Genomic DNA, 15,155 nt, shown 5'->3' on the forward strand with positions numbered 1-15,155 from the left:
CCCACACGGGAGAGCCGATCTCCCGAAACCAGGTGGGTTCGGACACGTCCGGTTCGCCAAACTGGTCAGGGAAATCGAGCTGGAGCGGACTATTGAAATTTGTACCTTCTGCGCACCGGACAACCGGCCGACTACTTTCAGGCAGCGTGGCTTTGCTCGCGCTTCTGGTGTCGTCCTGTACATCGACGGGGACCGGTCCTGACGGCAAGCCACTGCAGATGACGGCCAATGGCTCGATGCTGACCGAGACGCTGCAAAGTGCTGCCGACCAGACTGTCGCCGCCGAAGCTGGCGCAGAAGCAAAGACCGCAGAGACAAAGACGGAAGAAAAGCCCGGCGAGGCCAAACAGGTCGCAGCCGCTGCAACGGCGGCCAATCCTAGCGCTACATCTGCCGCCTCCCCGGCCAAAGAGAATGCGAAAAATGCAGCCGCGACCGCAACTGCGGAAAACGCGGCAACCGAAGCGCAGCCAACCCAAGTGGCAGCGGCGGCACCGGAAAAGAAGAGCAATTCGCTGTTCGGCTTGTTTGGCGGAAGTGGTTCCAGCGAATCGAAGCCAGCCGAAGCGACCGAACAGCCAGCCGCAACGGCCAGCGCCGAGAAGCCCAAGGCTGAGACCGCTGAAGCAAAGCCTGCAACCGAGGCCGAAGCGCCTGCCGTTGAAGTCGCGAAGGCGAACGAGCCGGAAGCCGCCAAACCGGCCCAGCCGGAAAAGCCGGTTCAGGTCGCTTCGCTTTTCGGCACACCGAAGAATGCCAATGCCTATGCGACACCTCAGCGCCCGACCGCATCGCAGGGCAGCATCTCGCGGCTTTTCTCCGACGAATCGGCCAATTCACGTTCCGACCGTACCGAGAACAAGAAGCTGGCGATGGCAAAGCCTGTCTCGCCTGCCGTGAAGCATGAGTATAATTATACATTGCCAGGTGTGCGCGCGAATGGCGGCATCGAGATCAAGCATCGCAATAGTCTCTATGACGACACCGACATTGATGCGAACGAATATGATGATTCTCCCAATGTCACGCTTGCTTCGGCGCCCGGCCTCGCCCGGCTCGCGCCGAACGGCCTGAAGGTGCAGCGCCAGACCGTGGATGTTGCCTGCCTCAAGCCACAGCTCGTCGCCATGCTGAAGACCATGGAACGGCACTTCCGCCGCCCGGTCATGGTGACGTCTGGCTATCGCAGCCCGTCCTATAACCGCAAGGTCAACGGCGCACGCAAATCGCTCCATATGATCTGTGCCGCAGCCGATATTCAGATCGATGGTGTTTCCAAGTGGGAAATGGCCCGCTTTGCGCGATCAATGCCGGGACGCGGCGGCGTCGGCACCTATTGCCATACGTCATCCGTCCATGTGGATATCGGGCCGGAACGCGACTGGAACTGGAAATGCAAGGGCTGATCTGAACCTCTGCGCCCCAATTCTCTTGAATGAACAGGCTGGCCCCATTGGAGCCAGCCTTTCTTTTTGTCATCGATTTCAAAGCCATAGCCTGGAAATCCACAGGCTGCGTCCTACGGAATAGGTGCTTATGCGACTTTTTTCAGAAAACTGATTTTAGGGGGTTGCGAGTCAGCATCGACCTGAATATAAGCCCACTCACACCAGCAACAGGCGCCCATCGTCTAGCGGTTAGGACAGCGCCCTTTCACGGCGCAGACAGGGGTTCGATTCCCCTTGGGCGTACCACTTGCTGGTTTTTCTTTTTCCCGACATATCAAAGCTTTAGCGCTCCGAGAGCGGTCCTTCGCGCGCCGTTTTGCACCATCTGAATTTATTTCACAGATGCTGAAAAAAGGGGCTTGCATGTCTGAATTATCCTGACTATAAGCGCCCCACACCAGCAGGCGCCCATCGTCTAGCGGTTAGGACAGCGCCCTTTCACGGCGCAGACAGGGGTTCGATTCCCCTTGGGCGTACCACTTGCTGGGTTTTCTTTTCCCGAAAAATTGATGGAATTAATACTGGTCGTTCTCCCAGTATGTTGCTACGCGCAGCTGCACCCATTTCGCAATTCAAAGGGAAATTACTGCGTATGTCGCAAGCTACAGCCATCGTTCCCACCGCCCATGCCAGCCGTTATCTGCAGCAGCTCTGCAAACACTGGGCGCATAAGTTTGCCGTCGAATTCACACCCGAACACGGCCAGATCGATCTCGGCGACGACCGGCTGGTGATTCTCGACGCCGATGCGGAAAAACTGACCACCACCGTGAAGACCTCAGCCGAAAATCTCGACCGGCTTCAGGACGTCGTGGTCAATCACATCGTCCGCTTTGCCTTCCGCGAGGAACTGGTGTTCAACTGGCAGCAGACGCAGGCCTAAGAGCCGCCATTTACCTTATCCGCAAATTGCCTGCAAAATGCCCGGAATAGCCATTATCGCATCACATTCCGGGCTCATTCACCCGCGACATTCCTCACAACTTCAAGCGACCGATTTGATGGGGAAAGATATGATGACCAGCGAAACCAGAACCACCCTCACCTTTCTCGGTGCAGGCTTTGTCGCCGCAGCAATGGCGCTTGGTGCGGATCTGAGCTGGGCAGATGTTATCAAGGCTCTTTTCTGAAACGAGCGATAACAAGCAACGATTGTGCTTTTGACTTTTTGCGGCGTTAGGCGGACAAACATTTCGCCATTCCGTCCAAACTGTTCAGAAAGCTTTATGTTATTCCCAACACCCCTTGTCTCCGGCAGGCTCGAACGCCGCTATAAAAGATTTCTCGCAGACGTAACGCTCGACGATGGCCGCTTCATTACGGCGGCAGTGCCCAATACCGGCTCCATGCTCGGCCTGACGACGCCCGGCTCTCGCGCCTGGCTCAGCGTTTCCGATGCGCCCCACCGCAAATATGCCCACACGCTGCAGATCATCGAAGCTGACGGCACTTTGGTCGGCGTCAACACCGGGTTGCCGAACAGAATCGCCGAAGAGGCGATACTCGCCGGTCTCATTCCGAGCCTCGGCGGCTATGCCAGCCTCAAGCGTGAGCAGAAATACGGACAGAATTCCCGCATCGACATTCTGCTCGACGAAGGTGCCCTGCCCCGCGCCTACGTGGAAGTCAAAAACGTGCACTTCACCCGCACGGCTGGCCTTGCGGAATTTCCCGATACGGTGACCGCGCGCGGGACAAAACATCTCAATGAGCTGGCCGACAGTGTTGCCGCTGGTCATCGTGGTGTGATGTTGTTTATTATCCAGCGAAGCGATTGCAGCAAATTCAGCATTTCCGGCGATCTCGACCCTGTATATGCACGCGCTTTTGAGCGCGCCGTCGCATCCGGGGTTGAGGCATGGGCCGTTCGATGCCACATAACGGACAAAAGCATTGTCGCCACCGAGCTGGTGCCAATTGAATAGACAAAGACGGATCTAGTAATGGTAACTTATATCGAAGCGACAAGCGCCCCCATGAAATATACCGGCCAGATCAGGCTTTATGGCCCGGACGCCTTCGAGGCGATGCGCAAGGTGTGCAACCTGACCGCACGCTGCCTCGATGCGCTGAACGACATCGTGAAGCCCGGCGTGACCACCAATGAAATCGACCGCTTCGTTTTCGAATTCGGCATGGATCAAGGCGCCTTCCCGGCGACGCTCAACTATCGTGGCTATACCAAATCGACCTGCACGTCGATCAACCACGTTGTCTGCCATGGCATCCCGAACGACAAGCCACTGCGCGAAGGCGATATCGTCAATATCGACGTGACCTATCTGCTCGACGGCTGGCATGGCGATTCCAGCCGTATGTATGCGGTGGGCGAGATCAAGCGCGCTGCCGAACGTCTGTTGGAAGTCACCTATGAAAGCCTGTTGCGCGGCATTGCGGTCGTCAAGCCGGGCGTGAAGACCGGCGCTATCGGCGCTGCAATCCAGACCTATGCCGAAGGCGAGCGCTGCTCCGTGGTGCGTGATTTCTGCGGCCATGGCGTTGGTCAGCTTTTCCACGACGCGCCGAATATCCTTCATTACGGCACGCCGAACGAAGGCGTGGAAATCAAGGAAGGCATGATCTTCACCATTGAGCCGATGATCAATCTCGGCAAGCCGCATGTAAAAGTGCTGGCGGACGGCTGGACTGCCGTGACGCGTGACCGCTCGCTGACCGCCCAGTATGAACATACGGTTGGCGTTACCAAGGACGGCTGCGAAATATTCACATTGTCACCGGCCAATATGTTTGGCCCGGCATCAATGCGATAAAACTGAAACTATAGTCTCATCTGTTTTTGCGGGGGTTTAAACAGAATGACAAGGAAGACGGATAGACCGGGGAGCTACAACATTCCCGGTTTCAGCGACACGCTCCAGCTGACGCCGAAAGTGGCGAAGCAGCCGCATCACGTCGGCCACCGGGATCGCCTGAAGCAACGCTTTCAGACCGCGCCCGATGCGCTTGCCGATTATGAACTGCTTGAACTCCTGCTCTTTCGCGTTATCCCGCGTGCGGATACCAAACCCATCGCAAAGGCCTTGCTGACCCGCTTCGGCACGCTTGCGGAAGTGCTCGGCGCTTCCGAAACGCTCATCGCCGAAGTACCGGGCGCGGGCCCCTCCGTGGCGCGCGACCTCAAGATCATAGAAGCCGTTTACAAACGCAGTGCGCGCAGCAAGGTTATGAAGCGCGAGGTTTTCACAGTCTGGGAAAAGGTGATCGACTACTGCGCTGCCGCCATGGCGCATGAGACACGCGAACAATTCCGCATTCTGTTTCTGGACAAGAAGAATCGGCTCATTGCCGATGAGGTACAGCAGCGAGGCACGGTCGACCATACGCCGGTCTATATACGGGAAGTGGTTCACCGGGCGCTGGAGCTTGCGGCAACGGCGATCATTCTCGTCCACAATCACCCTTCAGGCGATCCATCGCCGTCGCGACCCGACATCGAGATGACACATGCGTTGATTGCGGCTGCCAAACCTTTGAAAATCGCGGTGCACGACCACATCATTGTCGGCAAGGAAAAATGCATCAGCTTCAGAAAGCAGAACCTGATGTGAAGCCGTCAGGGCTGGCCTGTTGGAGATCGTTACCACTTGTTAAGCATAGTGCGAAGAATGGCTGTGCGACGGGTGGAATTCGCTCGAATTTTCTTAAATTTAGTCACAATCACCCAACAGAAGGCAACCGAACCGAAGACGGGAAGGCCCGTCTTTGCCAAACAGATCTTGCATATTTTCCATCAGCGTTCCGGATGGGAAAACGGAGTATAAAATGTTGAAGCGTACCTTTACCGCAGTGGCGCTCAGCGCCAGCATCATGGCCATCGCAGCCCCGGCATTCGCTGCCGATATGATGGGTTCGAACGATTATTCCTACAACGAGCCGGTTGCCGAAGGCCCGCACGACTGGTCCGGCAATTATGTCGGCGCACAGGTCGGTGCATCGTCCTCGAAGATCCCCGGCCCGTTTACGAATCGCGCTGGTGTGCTCGGTGGCGTTGTCGCCGGTAAGAACATCCAGAGCGGCAATTTCGTCGTTGGCGGTGAAGTCGAAGCCAATTTCGCGGAAGCCGAACACCGCATCGGTAATGGCGGCAGCCTCCAGCAGTCTTGGAACACCAATGCCAAGGTCAAAGCCGGTTACGCCTTCGACAAGACGCTGGTTTATGGCACTCTCGGCTATGGCGCAACGCGCTTCAAGGCGAAGGACAACACCACGTCAGGTCCAGGCTGGGAAGGCGGCGCGCTGGTTGGTGCTGGCGTCGAACAGGCCCTGACCGGCCCGCTTTCGGTGAAGGCTGAATACGACTTCCAGCGTTTCGGCGACGTGAAGTCTGAGGTCAACGGCGTTTCGCAGCGCAACAACCTCAAGAACCACGCCATCAAGGCCGGTCTGAACTATCGCTTCTAAAGCGATATAAGCCCTATACCGTTTCTGCATAAGGCAATTCCATTTTTGCACAAGGGCTGAGGGTCAACCGTAGCCCTTTCTTTTTGCACCGATTTCTTTGCTTTCAAAAGAGTTCGTCCGCTTTCGTATCTCTTGACTCCGGCACCGGCTCCTATCTTATAGGGATGTGCGATTGGGGATTAGGCGCGTGGCTATTGTGTTTAAATTTTATGCAAATATGCCGATACAAATTCTTCCCGTTGCGTGATTTTATTTAATCGAGTGCTAAAACAACGCTTTATCACTCAGCCAGGAAGATAGCATGCAGCGTGTTTTCGATGGGCATAACGATGTCCTTCTGAGGCTCTGGGAAAACTCCAGAAACGGCGACGATCCCATCCGGGAATTCATCGACGGAACGCAAACCGGCCACATTGATGCGCCGCGCTCCCGCAAAGGCGGTCTCGCTGGCGGCATTTGCGCCATCTATGTGCCGTCCGGCCATCATATCGAACTTGGCAAACCCGACGCCAATGGCCATTACGACACGCCGCTTTCTCCGCCGCTCAAGCGCCCTCCTTCCCTCGACATCGCCATCGAAATCGCATCCATCGCACTCCGCCTTGAAGAAGCTGGCGCGTGGAAACTGTGCCGCAATGGCCGCGAGCTCGATGAAACGCTGAACAGCGACACCTTTGCCGCCGTTCTGCACATGGAAGGCTGCGAGGCGATTGACGCCGATCTTGCCGCGCTCGATGTCTTCTACGCGCTTGGCCTGCGTTCGCTTGGCCCTGTGTGGAGCCGCAACAATATTTTCGGTCACGGCGTGCCCTTCTCTTACCCGATGAACCCGGATACCGGTCCCGGTCTCACGGAAGCGGGCAAGCGTCTCGTCAAGGCGTGCAACCGCAAGGGTATTCTGATCGATCTCGCCCATATCACCGAGCAAGGCTTCTGGGATGTGGCTGAACTCAGCGACCAGCCGCTGATCGCCAGCCACTCCAATGCCCATGCCCTGACGCCCGTGGCCCGGAATCTGACGGACAAGCAGCTGGATGCCATCCGCGAAAGCAAGGGGCTTGCGGGTCTCAACTACGCCACCACCATGCTGCGCGCCGATGGCAAGGAAGATGCCAACACGCCGATGTCCGATATGGTTCGCCACATCGATTACATGGTTGACCGCATGGGGATCGACTGCGTGGCGCTCGGTTCCGATTATGACGGCGCGACCATCCCAGCCGAAATCTCCGATGCCGCCGGAACGCAGAACCTCGTCACGGCCTTGCGAGAGGCCGGATATAACGATGAGGAACTGGCGAAGCTTTGCCGGGACAACTGGATCAGGGTTCTGAAACAGGCATGGCACGAAGCCTGAGATACAAATACAATTCAACAAAATCCCAACAAAAATACAGAAAGGGAACTCAATCATGATGCATTTCGGACGTTTTCGCATCCTCGCCGCTGGTGCAGCACTTGCTGCCGTTATGGCTGCCAATCCGGCCCTGTCGGCCACGCCAGCCGACACGCTCGTCCAGGCATGGGCGATTGATGACACCATCACGCTCGACCCGGCAGAATCCTTCGAACTCAGCCCGGCTGAATTCATCGGTAATGCCTATGACATGCTCGTTCGCCTCGACATCAACGACACGTCGAAAGTCGTGCCGGGCGTGGCGGAAAGCTGGACCGTTTCCGACGACGGCCTGACCTACACGTTCAAGCTGAAAAAGGACATCAAGTTCGCTTCCGGCAACCCGATTACCTCTGCTGACGTGGCTTATTCCTTCGAACGCGCCGTGCGTCTGGACAAGAGCCCGGCCTTCATCCTGACCCAGTTCGGCCTGACCAAGGATAATGTCAACGAAAAGGCGAAAGCCGTAGACGACACGACTTTCGTCTTCACCGTGGACAAGCCATACGCACCAAGCTTCGTGCTGAACTGCCTGACCGCGACCGTCGCCGCAGTCGTCGACAAGAAGCTTCTCGAAGAGCATGCCGCAAAGGTCACACCGACCGACGACTACAAATACGACACCGACTATGCCAATGCATGGCTGAAGACCAAGTCGGCAGGCTCCGGTCCGTTCGCGATCCGTGAATGGCGCGCCAATGAAGTCGTCATTCTGGAACGCAACGACAATTATTACGGCGAAAAGGCCAAGCTGAAGCGCGTTTTCTATCGTCACGTCAAGGAAAGCGCGACACAGCGCCTGATGCTTGAATCGGGTGACGTCGATGTGGCGCGTAATCTGGAACCCGGCGACTACGAAGCCGTTCAGAAAAACGACAAGCTGACGACGACCAGCGCCGCGAAGGGTACGGTCTACTATATCAGCCTCAACCAGAAGAACGAGAACCTAGCCAAGCCGGAAGTTCGCGAAGCGTTCAAATATCTGGTCGATTATGATGCAATCGGTTCGACCCTCATCAAAGGCATTGGCGAAATCCGCCAGACCTATCAGGCTAAGGGCGTTCTGGGCGCGCTCGATGCTGCACCCTACAAATACGACGTTGCAAAGGCGAAGGAACTTCTCGCCAAGGCAGGTCTGAAGGACGGTCTTTCCGTGACCTTCGACGTGCGCAACACGCAGCCGGTGACCGGCATTGCCGAATCCTTCCAGCAGAGCGCTGCTCAGGCTGGCGTGAAGATCGAAATCATCCCGGGCGATGGCAAGCAGACCCTGACCAAATATCGTGCGCGTAACCACGACATGTATATCGGCCAGTGGGGCATGGACTATTGGGATCCGAATTCCAATGCCGAAGCTTTCACGAGCAATCCGGATAATAAGGACGACGCCGCCAACAAGACGCTTGCGTGGCGCAACGCCTGGGACATTCCTGAGCTGACCAAGCAGACGCAGTCTGCTCTTCTGGAACGCGACAACGAAAAGCGCGCCGAGATCTACAAGAAGCTTCAGCAGGAAGCGCTCGACCAGAGCCCGTTCGTGATGCTGTTCCAGCAGATCGAAACAGCCGGTATCGCGGGCAATGTGAAGGGTTACAAGCTCGGCCCGACCTTCGACTCCAATCCGCTGGTAAACATCACCAAGGAATAGTCGGCCAAGCCTCGGCGCATGAATGTGCCTAACCGGCTTTAAAACAAGGAGATGGAGCGGTTTTCTGAATCAAAAAGGAAAGCCGCTCCAGAGCTTTTTTCAAGCAAAGATGATCGAGCGTCAGACCGGACCCTGTTCTGAACGCACTCATCATCGGAAGCGGTCAAAACATTGAGTAACACTGAAACCACCAAAAAGGTTAGGCGAGCGCCGCGGCGTTCATCGGCCCTTGCCGCGTCGATAGCCAGTTTTCTGGTCATCGTCGTCACGACCTATCTGGGCCTTTTGGCCGTAACATTCTTCATCGGTCGCGTCGTGCCGATTGACCCTGTGCTGGCCATCGTCGGCGACCGCGCGCCTGCGCATGTCGTCGCCCGCGTGCGCGAGGAAATGGGCTTCAATTTGCCCTATTACCAGCAGTTCTTTCTTTACGTGAAAGGCGTGCTGCAAGGCGATTTCGGCACTTCGGTGCTCACGACCAATCCGGTCATGACCGACATTCGCCGCGTATTCCCGGCCACGATGGAACTGGCCACACTCGGCACGATCATCGGCGCCGTGTTCGGCATTCCGCTCGGCGTGCTCGCAGCCGTCAAACGCGGCAGCATCATTGACCAGATCGTGCGCGTTATCGGCCTTGTCGGTTACTCCGTGCCGATCTTCTGGCTCGGCATGCTTGCGCTGCTGATCTTCTATGCCCGTCTCGGCTGGACCTCCGGTCCCGGACGCATCGACATTACATTCGAATACACGTTCACGCCGATCACCGGCTTCTACCTGATCGACGCGATCCTTCAGCGCGACTGGCCAGCCCTCAAGGATATTGTCTCCCACCTTATCCTGCCATCGGCACTGCTTGGCTATTTCTCGCTTGCCTATATCAGCCGCATGACGCGTTCCTTCATGCTCAACGAGCTTGATCAGGAATATATCGTCGCGGCGCGCGCCAAGGGCATTTCGGAAACCCGCATCATCTGGGGCCACGCTTTGCGCAATGCCGCCGTGCCGCTGGTGACCGTGATTGCGCTTTCCTATGCCGGGCTTCTGGAAGGTTCGGTTCTGACCGAAACCATCTTCTCCTGGCCGGGCCTTGGTCTCTACATCACCAATTCGCTACAAAACGCTGATATGAATGCCGTTCTCGGTGGCACCATTGTTATCGGGTCGGTCTTTATCGCGCTCAACCTCGTGTCCGATCTTCTCTATCGGCTTCTCGATCCAAGGACGCGCGCACGATGAGCCAAATGACAGATAATTCCAACCTCTCTTGGCGTGAATGGCTGCTTACCGAGCGGCCCCAGTCACGTACGCAGGCCCGCCTCGGTCGCGCCTATATGGTCTGGCGGCGGTTCACCGCCAACAAGCTGGCCGTTCTCGGCCTCCTGATCATCATCGGACTGCTGGTCGTTGCAGCGCTCGCCGATGTGCTGGCGCCGCATTCGCCGGTTGTCGGCGATCTGGCCAATGCCCGCCTGCTGCCGCCGGGAAGCCCCGGCTATCTGCTCGGCACCGACGATCAGGGTCGCGATATTCTTTCGCGCCTCATTCACGGTTCCCGCCTGACGCTCTATGTCGTGCTGCTGGTTGCGATCATTGCGGCCCCAATCGGCCTGCTGGTCGGCACAGTGGCCGGTTATGCGGGCGGCTGGGTCGATGCCGTGCTGATGCGCATCACCGACATCTTCCTGGCCTTCCCGAAACTCATTCTGGCGCTTGCCTTCGTGGCGGCGCTGGGACCGGGCATCGAAAACGCCATCATCGCCATCGCGATCACCTCATGGCCGCCTTATGCGCGCATCGCGCGCGCCGAAACGCTGACGGTGCGCAATTCCGACTATATTTCGGCGGTCCGCCTGATGGGTGCTTCGCCGATCCGCATTGTCGTGCGCCACATCATGCCGCTTTGCACCTCGTCGCTGATCGTCCGTGTGACACTCGACATGGCGGGCATCATTCTAACGGCAGCGGGCCTGGGCTTCCTCGGCCTCGGCGCACAGCCGCCACTGCCGGAATGGGGCGCGATGATCGCATCGGGTCGCCGTTTCATCCTCGACCAATGGTGGGTTGCCGCCATGCCCGGCATTGCGATCCTGATCGTCAGCCTCGGCTTCAACCTGCTGGGCGATGGTCTGCGCGATGCGCTTGATCCGCGGGGTAACAACCAATGAAGCCGCTTCTGACAGTAGAAGACCTGCGCGTCACCTTCCCGACGCGCACGGGGGCCATCGAGGCTGTCCGTGGTGTCAGCTTTGAGCTGGGCCGCGAACGCCTTGGCATCGTTGGCGAATCCGGTTCAGGCAAGTCCCAGACCGGGCGCGCCATCATGGGTCTGACGCCACTCCACGCGCAGATTACGGCCAAGACGCTTAATTTCGACGGCATCGATCTCCTCAACATTTCGGCCCGTGAACGCCGCTCCTTACGCGGCGGCCGCATCGCCATGGTGTTGCAGGACCCGAAATATTCGCTCAATCCTGTGATGACCATCGGCAAGCAGATTGCCGAAACGCTGAAAGCGCACGGCAAATACAGCAGCGGAGAAATTCGCACGCGCTCGATGGCCATGCTGGAAGCGGTGCAGATTCGCGATCCGGAACGCGTCATGAAACTCTATCCGCACGAGGTTTCGGGCGGGATGGGCCAGCGCGTGATGATCGCCATGATGCTCGTGGCCGAGCCGGAACTGCTGATTGCCGACGAACCGACTTCGGCGCTCGACGTGACGGTGCAGCTCGAAGTGCTGGGCATTCTCGACAAGCTGGTGGCCGAACGCGGCATGGGGCTGATCTTCGTCAGCCATGACCTGCGCCTTGTTTCGTCCTTCTGCGACCGCGTCATCGTGATGTATGCGGGCCGCATCGTCGAAGAGATCGCGGCCAAGGATCTTGCCAATGCGAAACATCCCTATACGCAAGGATTGCTGAACTGCATGCCGAAAATCGGAGCCGACCGCCATCCTCTGCCCACCTTGCAGCGTGAGGAGGCCTGGAAGCTATGAGTACGGCACCAGCACTGAGCGTCGACAATATTGATGTCTATTTCGACCATTTCCATGCGTTGAAGTCGGTCAGCGTCCATGTGGCGCAGGGCGAATCCTATGGTCTCGTCGGCGAATCCGGTTCGGGCAAGTCCACACTTCTGCGCGCAGTCGCGGGGCTTGCGCCGATTGACGATGGCGAAATCCGTATCGACGGCGCACCTCTCAAGACACCACGCGACAAGGCCTTCTATCGCAAGGTGCAGATGGTGTTTCAGGACCCTTATGGCTCCCTGCATCCGCGCCAGACGGTGGACCGGCTTTTGCTGGAACCGCTCGCCATTCATGGTGTCGGCGATGCCGAACAGCGCATCGTGCGCGCATTGGATGAAGTGGGGCTCGGCTCGGGCTTCCGCTTCCGCTATCCGCACCAGCTTTCGGGCGGTCAGCGCCAGCGCATCGCCATTGCCCGCGCATTGATCGTGGAACCGAGCATTCTGCTGCTCGACGAACCAACTTCGGCGCTCGACGCATCGGTACAGGCGGAAGTGCTGAACCTGCTTGAACAGGTTCGCCGTGACCGCAACCTCACCTTCATCATGGTGAGCCACGATCTTGGTGTCGTCACCCATATGTGCGACCGCCTTGCAGTGATGCGCAACGGCGAAGTGGTTGAACAATTACAGGCTGGCGATCTCGTCACCGGCAATATTCACGCCGACTATACCAAAAACCTGATGCGCGCGAGTGAAGGTTTCCGGCGCTGAAACCAGCCGCATGACACAACAAAAAGGGGACCTTTCGGTCCCCTTTTTTATTCCTCAGAAGCTTTGCGGGCATTGTCCCCGTCCTGGCCGCGCCGCCAATAGGCGACAATCAGCTGGCGATTCTTCGGAACGTTACGCTCCTTGCGCATATAGCTGCGAATATTGCGGAAGGCATTGAACTCGCAACCCGCCCAGACATAAATGTCTTCCTCGCCTTCCGGCAGTTCGACCGCGCGCACCGCATCCTGCAACAGCGTGGTGGTGCCAGCTTCGGCGCCATTGCGGTTCAGCCATTGCACATCGAGATTCGCACGCGAGACAAGCTTCTGTTCCTCGGCCTGATCGCCGATTTCAATGCGCACAACGGCCTTTGCATCTTCAGGCAGTCGTTCGAGAATGCGCCCGATGGCGGGCAGCGCGGTTTCGTCGCCTGCGAGCAGATACCATTTGGCATCGCCTGCATCGCCACCGCCCGGACCAGTCATGCCGACAATATCGCCCGGCTTGGCGTTAAGCGCCCAACCCGAACCCGGAGCGTCGCAATCATCACCATGCACAACCATGTCGATATCGACCCAGCCCGCTTCAGGATCGATATTGCGGATGGTATAGACACGGGTTGCAAGCTTGGCATCGCCTTCCGGCCATGCCGGACGCCCGTCCTCACCCGTCACCGGCCATTGTGGCTTTGCCAGCCCCTTTGGCGGGAACAGAAGGCGGATATGCAGCCCGGTATGCGAAAACCGCTGGAGGTTGTCGCCTTTCAGGCGCACGCGACGCATATGCGGCGTGACATTGGACACCGCCACCACCTGCATTTCGCGGAAGTAAGGCAGCGGCAGTCCCGCCGCGCCATCGCCCTGCCAGATGATTTTCGGCGTGGGGCTGCCCTTCTCCAGAAATTCCAGCACATGCTCAGCGATGGAATATTTCATATAGGCAAGGCCGGTCTCATCATCGCTTTTGACATCGACGCTGACCGTCTCGTTATCCCATTGAACATCGGCCTGACCGAAGCTCAAAACGAGTTTCGCATGCGTCTCGTCACGCTGCACATCAGCATGTTCGACGAAATGATCGAGCAGTTGATTGACGATGTGACCAGCATTGGTCAGCGTGAAACGGGTATTGGCGTTGAGTTCGGACACGACCCATCCTCCATCGGATGAAATGATGCGTCAGCCTTACCCGAATATAAGATGACAATTCAAGTCATCATTTGTCTTTGATCGCGCAATATAGCGTGACAGGCAGTGCCTGCCGCCATACATCGAACGAGCCAAGCGCACCGGCTTGTGCCACGGAAAGCCGCACGAGTTCTCCGCCAAAGCGCTGCCGCCAGCCGAAAAGCTGCATTTCGCTTTGCAAGGTCACGGCATTCGCAACCAGCCGTCCGCCGGGTTTCAGTGCATCCCAACAGGCTTGCAACACGCCTTCATCCGTGACGCCGCCACCGATGAAAATCGCGTCCGGCGTTTCCAGTCCTGCGAGAGCGCCCGGCGCTTCACCGGAAACGATCTGCAAACCGGGTACGCCCAGCGCATCGCGATTGCGGGCGATCATGCCTTGCCGCTCTTCATGCGCCTCGATGGCGATGGCACGACAGGAAGCATGGGTGCGCATCCACTCGATACCGATGGAGCCGCACCCCGCGCCGACATCCCACAGAATTTCGCCAGGCAGCGGCGCCAGCCGCGACAGTGTCACGGCGCGAATATCGCGCTTCGTCAGTTGACCATCATTTTCGAAGGCTTCATCAGGCAGGCCTATCACGCTGGGAAGAATTTTCGCATCCGGCTCTGCAATGCATTCCACGGCGACGACATTCAGATCGGCACCGGCGGGAACTGTCCATGCACCTGCAATACCGCGCTTATGCGTTTCTTTGGGGCCACCCAGATGTTCCAGCACATCGATGCGGCTTGATCCAAAACCGCGTGCCGCCAGCATCGTTGCGATTTTTTCAGGCGTGGTGCCGTCATTGCTGAGGATCAGCAATTTGATGCCGGGCAGAATATGCTTTGCCAGCACGTCCAGCGGACGCCCGTGCACGCTGAGGCAACACACGTCCTGCAGCGACCAGCCCATACGCGCCGCAGCCAGCGAAAATGACGACGGATAAGGCAAGACAAGCATTTCATCCGGAGAAAAATGCCGGGTCAGCGAAGCGCCCATGCCGTAATGCATCGGATCGCCGCTGGCCAGAACCACGACTGACTTGCCGCGCTCGGCAGCAATCATCGGAAAAGCATCATCGAAGGGCGAAGGCCATGCAATCTGCCGGGCACCGGGTGTTTCACCGATGAGCCCCAAATGCCGCTTGCCACCAAAAATCAAATCAGCCGAAGCAAGGGCCTGCCGCGCAGTCTCGCCAAGCCCATTCAAACCGTCTTCGCCGATGCCGATGACCGTCAGCCAGCAAGCCATGCTCTTTGCTCCGTTTTCTTCGTTCGTAGGGTGCGACGGTGACAAGCGCAAGTCCCAAAGGCGGTTCCTA

Annotated in this window: 14 protein-coding genes and 2 tRNA genes; 14 read left to right on the forward strand and 2 right to left on the reverse strand. The window is 57.8% G+C overall.

What is annotated here, in order from left to right; all coding sequences use genetic code 11:
• Nucleotides 1-92 precede the first annotated feature (92 nt).
• From D8666_RS03540 to D8666_RS03605, 14 genes are all read left to right on the forward strand, one after another.
• Complete coding sequence (locus D8666_RS03540; protein ID WP_109369257.1) at nucleotides 93-1,406, forward strand: D-Ala-D-Ala carboxypeptidase family metallohydrolase; 1,314 nt, start codon at nucleotides 93-95, stop codon at nucleotides 1,404-1,406.
• Nucleotides 1,407-1,619: 213 nt separating this feature from the next.
• A tRNA-Glu gene (locus D8666_RS03545) sits at nucleotides 1,620-1,694 on the forward strand.
• Between the two features lie 158 nt (nucleotides 1,695-1,852).
• Nucleotides 1,853-1,927, forward strand: a tRNA-Glu gene (locus D8666_RS03550).
• A gap of 113 nt (nucleotides 1,928-2,040) precedes the next feature.
• Nucleotides 2,041-2,331 carry a DUF2218 domain-containing protein gene (locus tag D8666_RS03555; protein WP_109369258.1) on the forward strand — a complete coding sequence of 97 codons (291 nt, stop codon included), beginning with the start codon at nucleotides 2,041-2,043 and terminating at the stop codon, nucleotides 2,329-2,331.
• 343 nt (nucleotides 2,332-2,674) lie between these two features.
• Entirely contained in the window at nucleotides 2,675-3,373 is a 699-nt protein-coding gene (sfsA, locus tag D8666_RS03560) for a DNA/RNA nuclease SfsA (protein ID WP_109369259.1), read from the forward strand.
• 18 nt (nucleotides 3,374-3,391) lie between these two features.
• Nucleotides 3,392-4,219, forward strand: coding sequence for a type I methionyl aminopeptidase (gene map / locus D8666_RS03565; RefSeq protein ID WP_109369260.1), 828 nt, complete (start codon nucleotides 3,392-3,394; stop codon nucleotides 4,217-4,219).
• Nucleotides 4,220-4,264: 45 nt separating this feature from the next.
• A complete protein-coding gene (gene radC / locus D8666_RS03570; RefSeq protein ID WP_121536332.1) occupies nucleotides 4,265-5,017 on the forward strand; it encodes a RadC family protein in 753 nt (250 codons plus the stop codon).
• Nucleotides 5,018-5,231: 214 nt separating this feature from the next.
• Nucleotides 5,232-5,870 (forward strand): outer membrane protein, encoded by a 639-nt coding sequence (locus tag D8666_RS03575; protein ID WP_109369262.1) that lies wholly within the window; start codon nucleotides 5,232-5,234, stop codon nucleotides 5,868-5,870.
• Nucleotides 5,871-6,171: 301 nt separating this feature from the next.
• Nucleotides 6,172-7,227 carry a dipeptidase gene (locus D8666_RS03580; RefSeq protein WP_121536334.1) on the forward strand — a complete coding sequence of 352 codons (1,056 nt, stop codon included), beginning with the start codon at nucleotides 6,172-6,174 and terminating at the stop codon, nucleotides 7,225-7,227.
• Between the two features lie 55 nt (nucleotides 7,228-7,282).
• Complete coding sequence (locus D8666_RS03585; protein WP_109369264.1) at nucleotides 7,283-8,914, forward strand: ABC transporter substrate-binding protein; 1,632 nt, start codon at nucleotides 7,283-7,285, stop codon at nucleotides 8,912-8,914.
• 171 nt (nucleotides 8,915-9,085) lie between these two features.
• On the forward strand, nucleotides 9,086-10,153 hold the full coding sequence (locus D8666_RS03590) for an ABC transporter permease (protein ID WP_109369265.1): 1,068 nt from the start codon (nucleotides 9,086-9,088) through the stop codon (nucleotides 10,151-10,153).
• Nucleotides 10,150-11,082, forward strand: coding sequence for an ABC transporter permease (locus D8666_RS03595; protein ID WP_121536336.1), 933 nt, complete (start codon nucleotides 10,150-10,152; stop codon nucleotides 11,080-11,082). Before D8666_RS03590 ends, D8666_RS03595 begins: the two co-directional genes overlap by 4 nt.
• A complete protein-coding gene (locus D8666_RS03600) occupies nucleotides 11,079-11,912 on the forward strand; it encodes an ABC transporter ATP-binding protein (RefSeq protein WP_109369267.1) in 834 nt (277 codons plus the stop codon). Before D8666_RS03595 ends, D8666_RS03600 begins: the two co-directional genes overlap by 4 nt.
• Entirely contained in the window at nucleotides 11,909-12,658 is a 750-nt protein-coding gene (locus D8666_RS03605; protein ID WP_121536338.1) for an ABC transporter ATP-binding protein, read from the forward strand. Before D8666_RS03600 ends, D8666_RS03605 begins: the two co-directional genes overlap by 4 nt.
• Before the next feature lie 47 nt (nucleotides 12,659-12,705).
• On the opposite strand, the gene D8666_RS03610 is transcribed toward D8666_RS03605, so the two are convergent.
• Together D8666_RS03610 and cbiE are read right to left on the reverse strand one after the other, a co-directional pair.
• Complete coding sequence (locus tag D8666_RS03610) at nucleotides 12,706-13,806, reverse strand: siderophore-interacting protein (RefSeq protein ID WP_109369269.1); 1,101 nt, start codon at nucleotides 13,804-13,806, stop codon at nucleotides 12,706-12,708.
• Nucleotides 13,807-13,873: 67 nt separating this feature from the next.
• The gene (cbiE, locus tag D8666_RS03615; RefSeq protein WP_109369270.1) at nucleotides 13,874-15,085 is read right to left on the reverse strand and encodes a precorrin-6y C5,15-methyltransferase (decarboxylating) subunit CbiE; all 1,212 of its coding nucleotides are present in this window, start codon (nucleotides 15,083-15,085) and stop codon (nucleotides 13,874-13,876) included.
• Nucleotides 15,086-15,155: the final 70 nt, after the last annotated feature.

Origin of the sequence: Ochrobactrum soli, assembly GCF_003664555.1 — a bacterium.
GTDB lineage: Bacteria > Pseudomonadota > Alphaproteobacteria > Rhizobiales > Rhizobiaceae > Brucella > Brucella teleogrylli.

Bases quoted from the DNA above. Each gene is read 5' to 3' on its own strand.
- D8666_RS03555 (WP_109369258.1), top strand. From the start codon at position 2,041: ATGTCGCAAGCTACAGCCATCGTTCCCACCGCCCATGCCAGCCGTTAT.
- sfsA (WP_109369259.1), top strand. From the start codon at position 2,675: ATGTTATTCCCAACACCCCTTGTCTCCGGCAGGCTCGAACGCCGCTAT.
- map (WP_109369260.1), top strand. From the start codon at position 3,392: ATGGTAACTTATATCGAAGCGACAAGCGCCCCCATGAAATATACCGGC.
- radC (WP_121536332.1), top strand. From the start codon at position 4,265: ATGACAAGGAAGACGGATAGACCGGGGAGCTACAACATTCCCGGTTTC.
- D8666_RS03575 (WP_109369262.1), top strand. From the start codon at position 5,232: ATGTTGAAGCGTACCTTTACCGCAGTGGCGCTCAGCGCCAGCATCATG.
- D8666_RS03580 (WP_121536334.1), top strand. From the start codon at position 6,172: ATGCAGCGTGTTTTCGATGGGCATAACGATGTCCTTCTGAGGCTCTGG.
- D8666_RS03585 (WP_109369264.1), top strand. From the start codon at position 7,283: ATGATGCATTTCGGACGTTTTCGCATCCTCGCCGCTGGTGCAGCACTT.
- D8666_RS03595 (WP_121536336.1), top strand. From the start codon at position 10,150: ATGAGCCAAATGACAGATAATTCCAACCTCTCTTGGCGTGAATGGCTG.
- D8666_RS03600 (WP_109369267.1), top strand. From the start codon at position 11,079: ATGAAGCCGCTTCTGACAGTAGAAGACCTGCGCGTCACCTTCCCGACG.
- D8666_RS03605 (WP_121536338.1), top strand. From the start codon at position 11,909: ATGAGTACGGCACCAGCACTGAGCGTCGACAATATTGATGTCTATTTC.
- cbiE (WP_109369270.1), bottom strand. From the start codon at position 15,085: ATGGCTTGCTGGCTGACGGTCATCGGCATCGGCGAAGACGGTTTGAAT.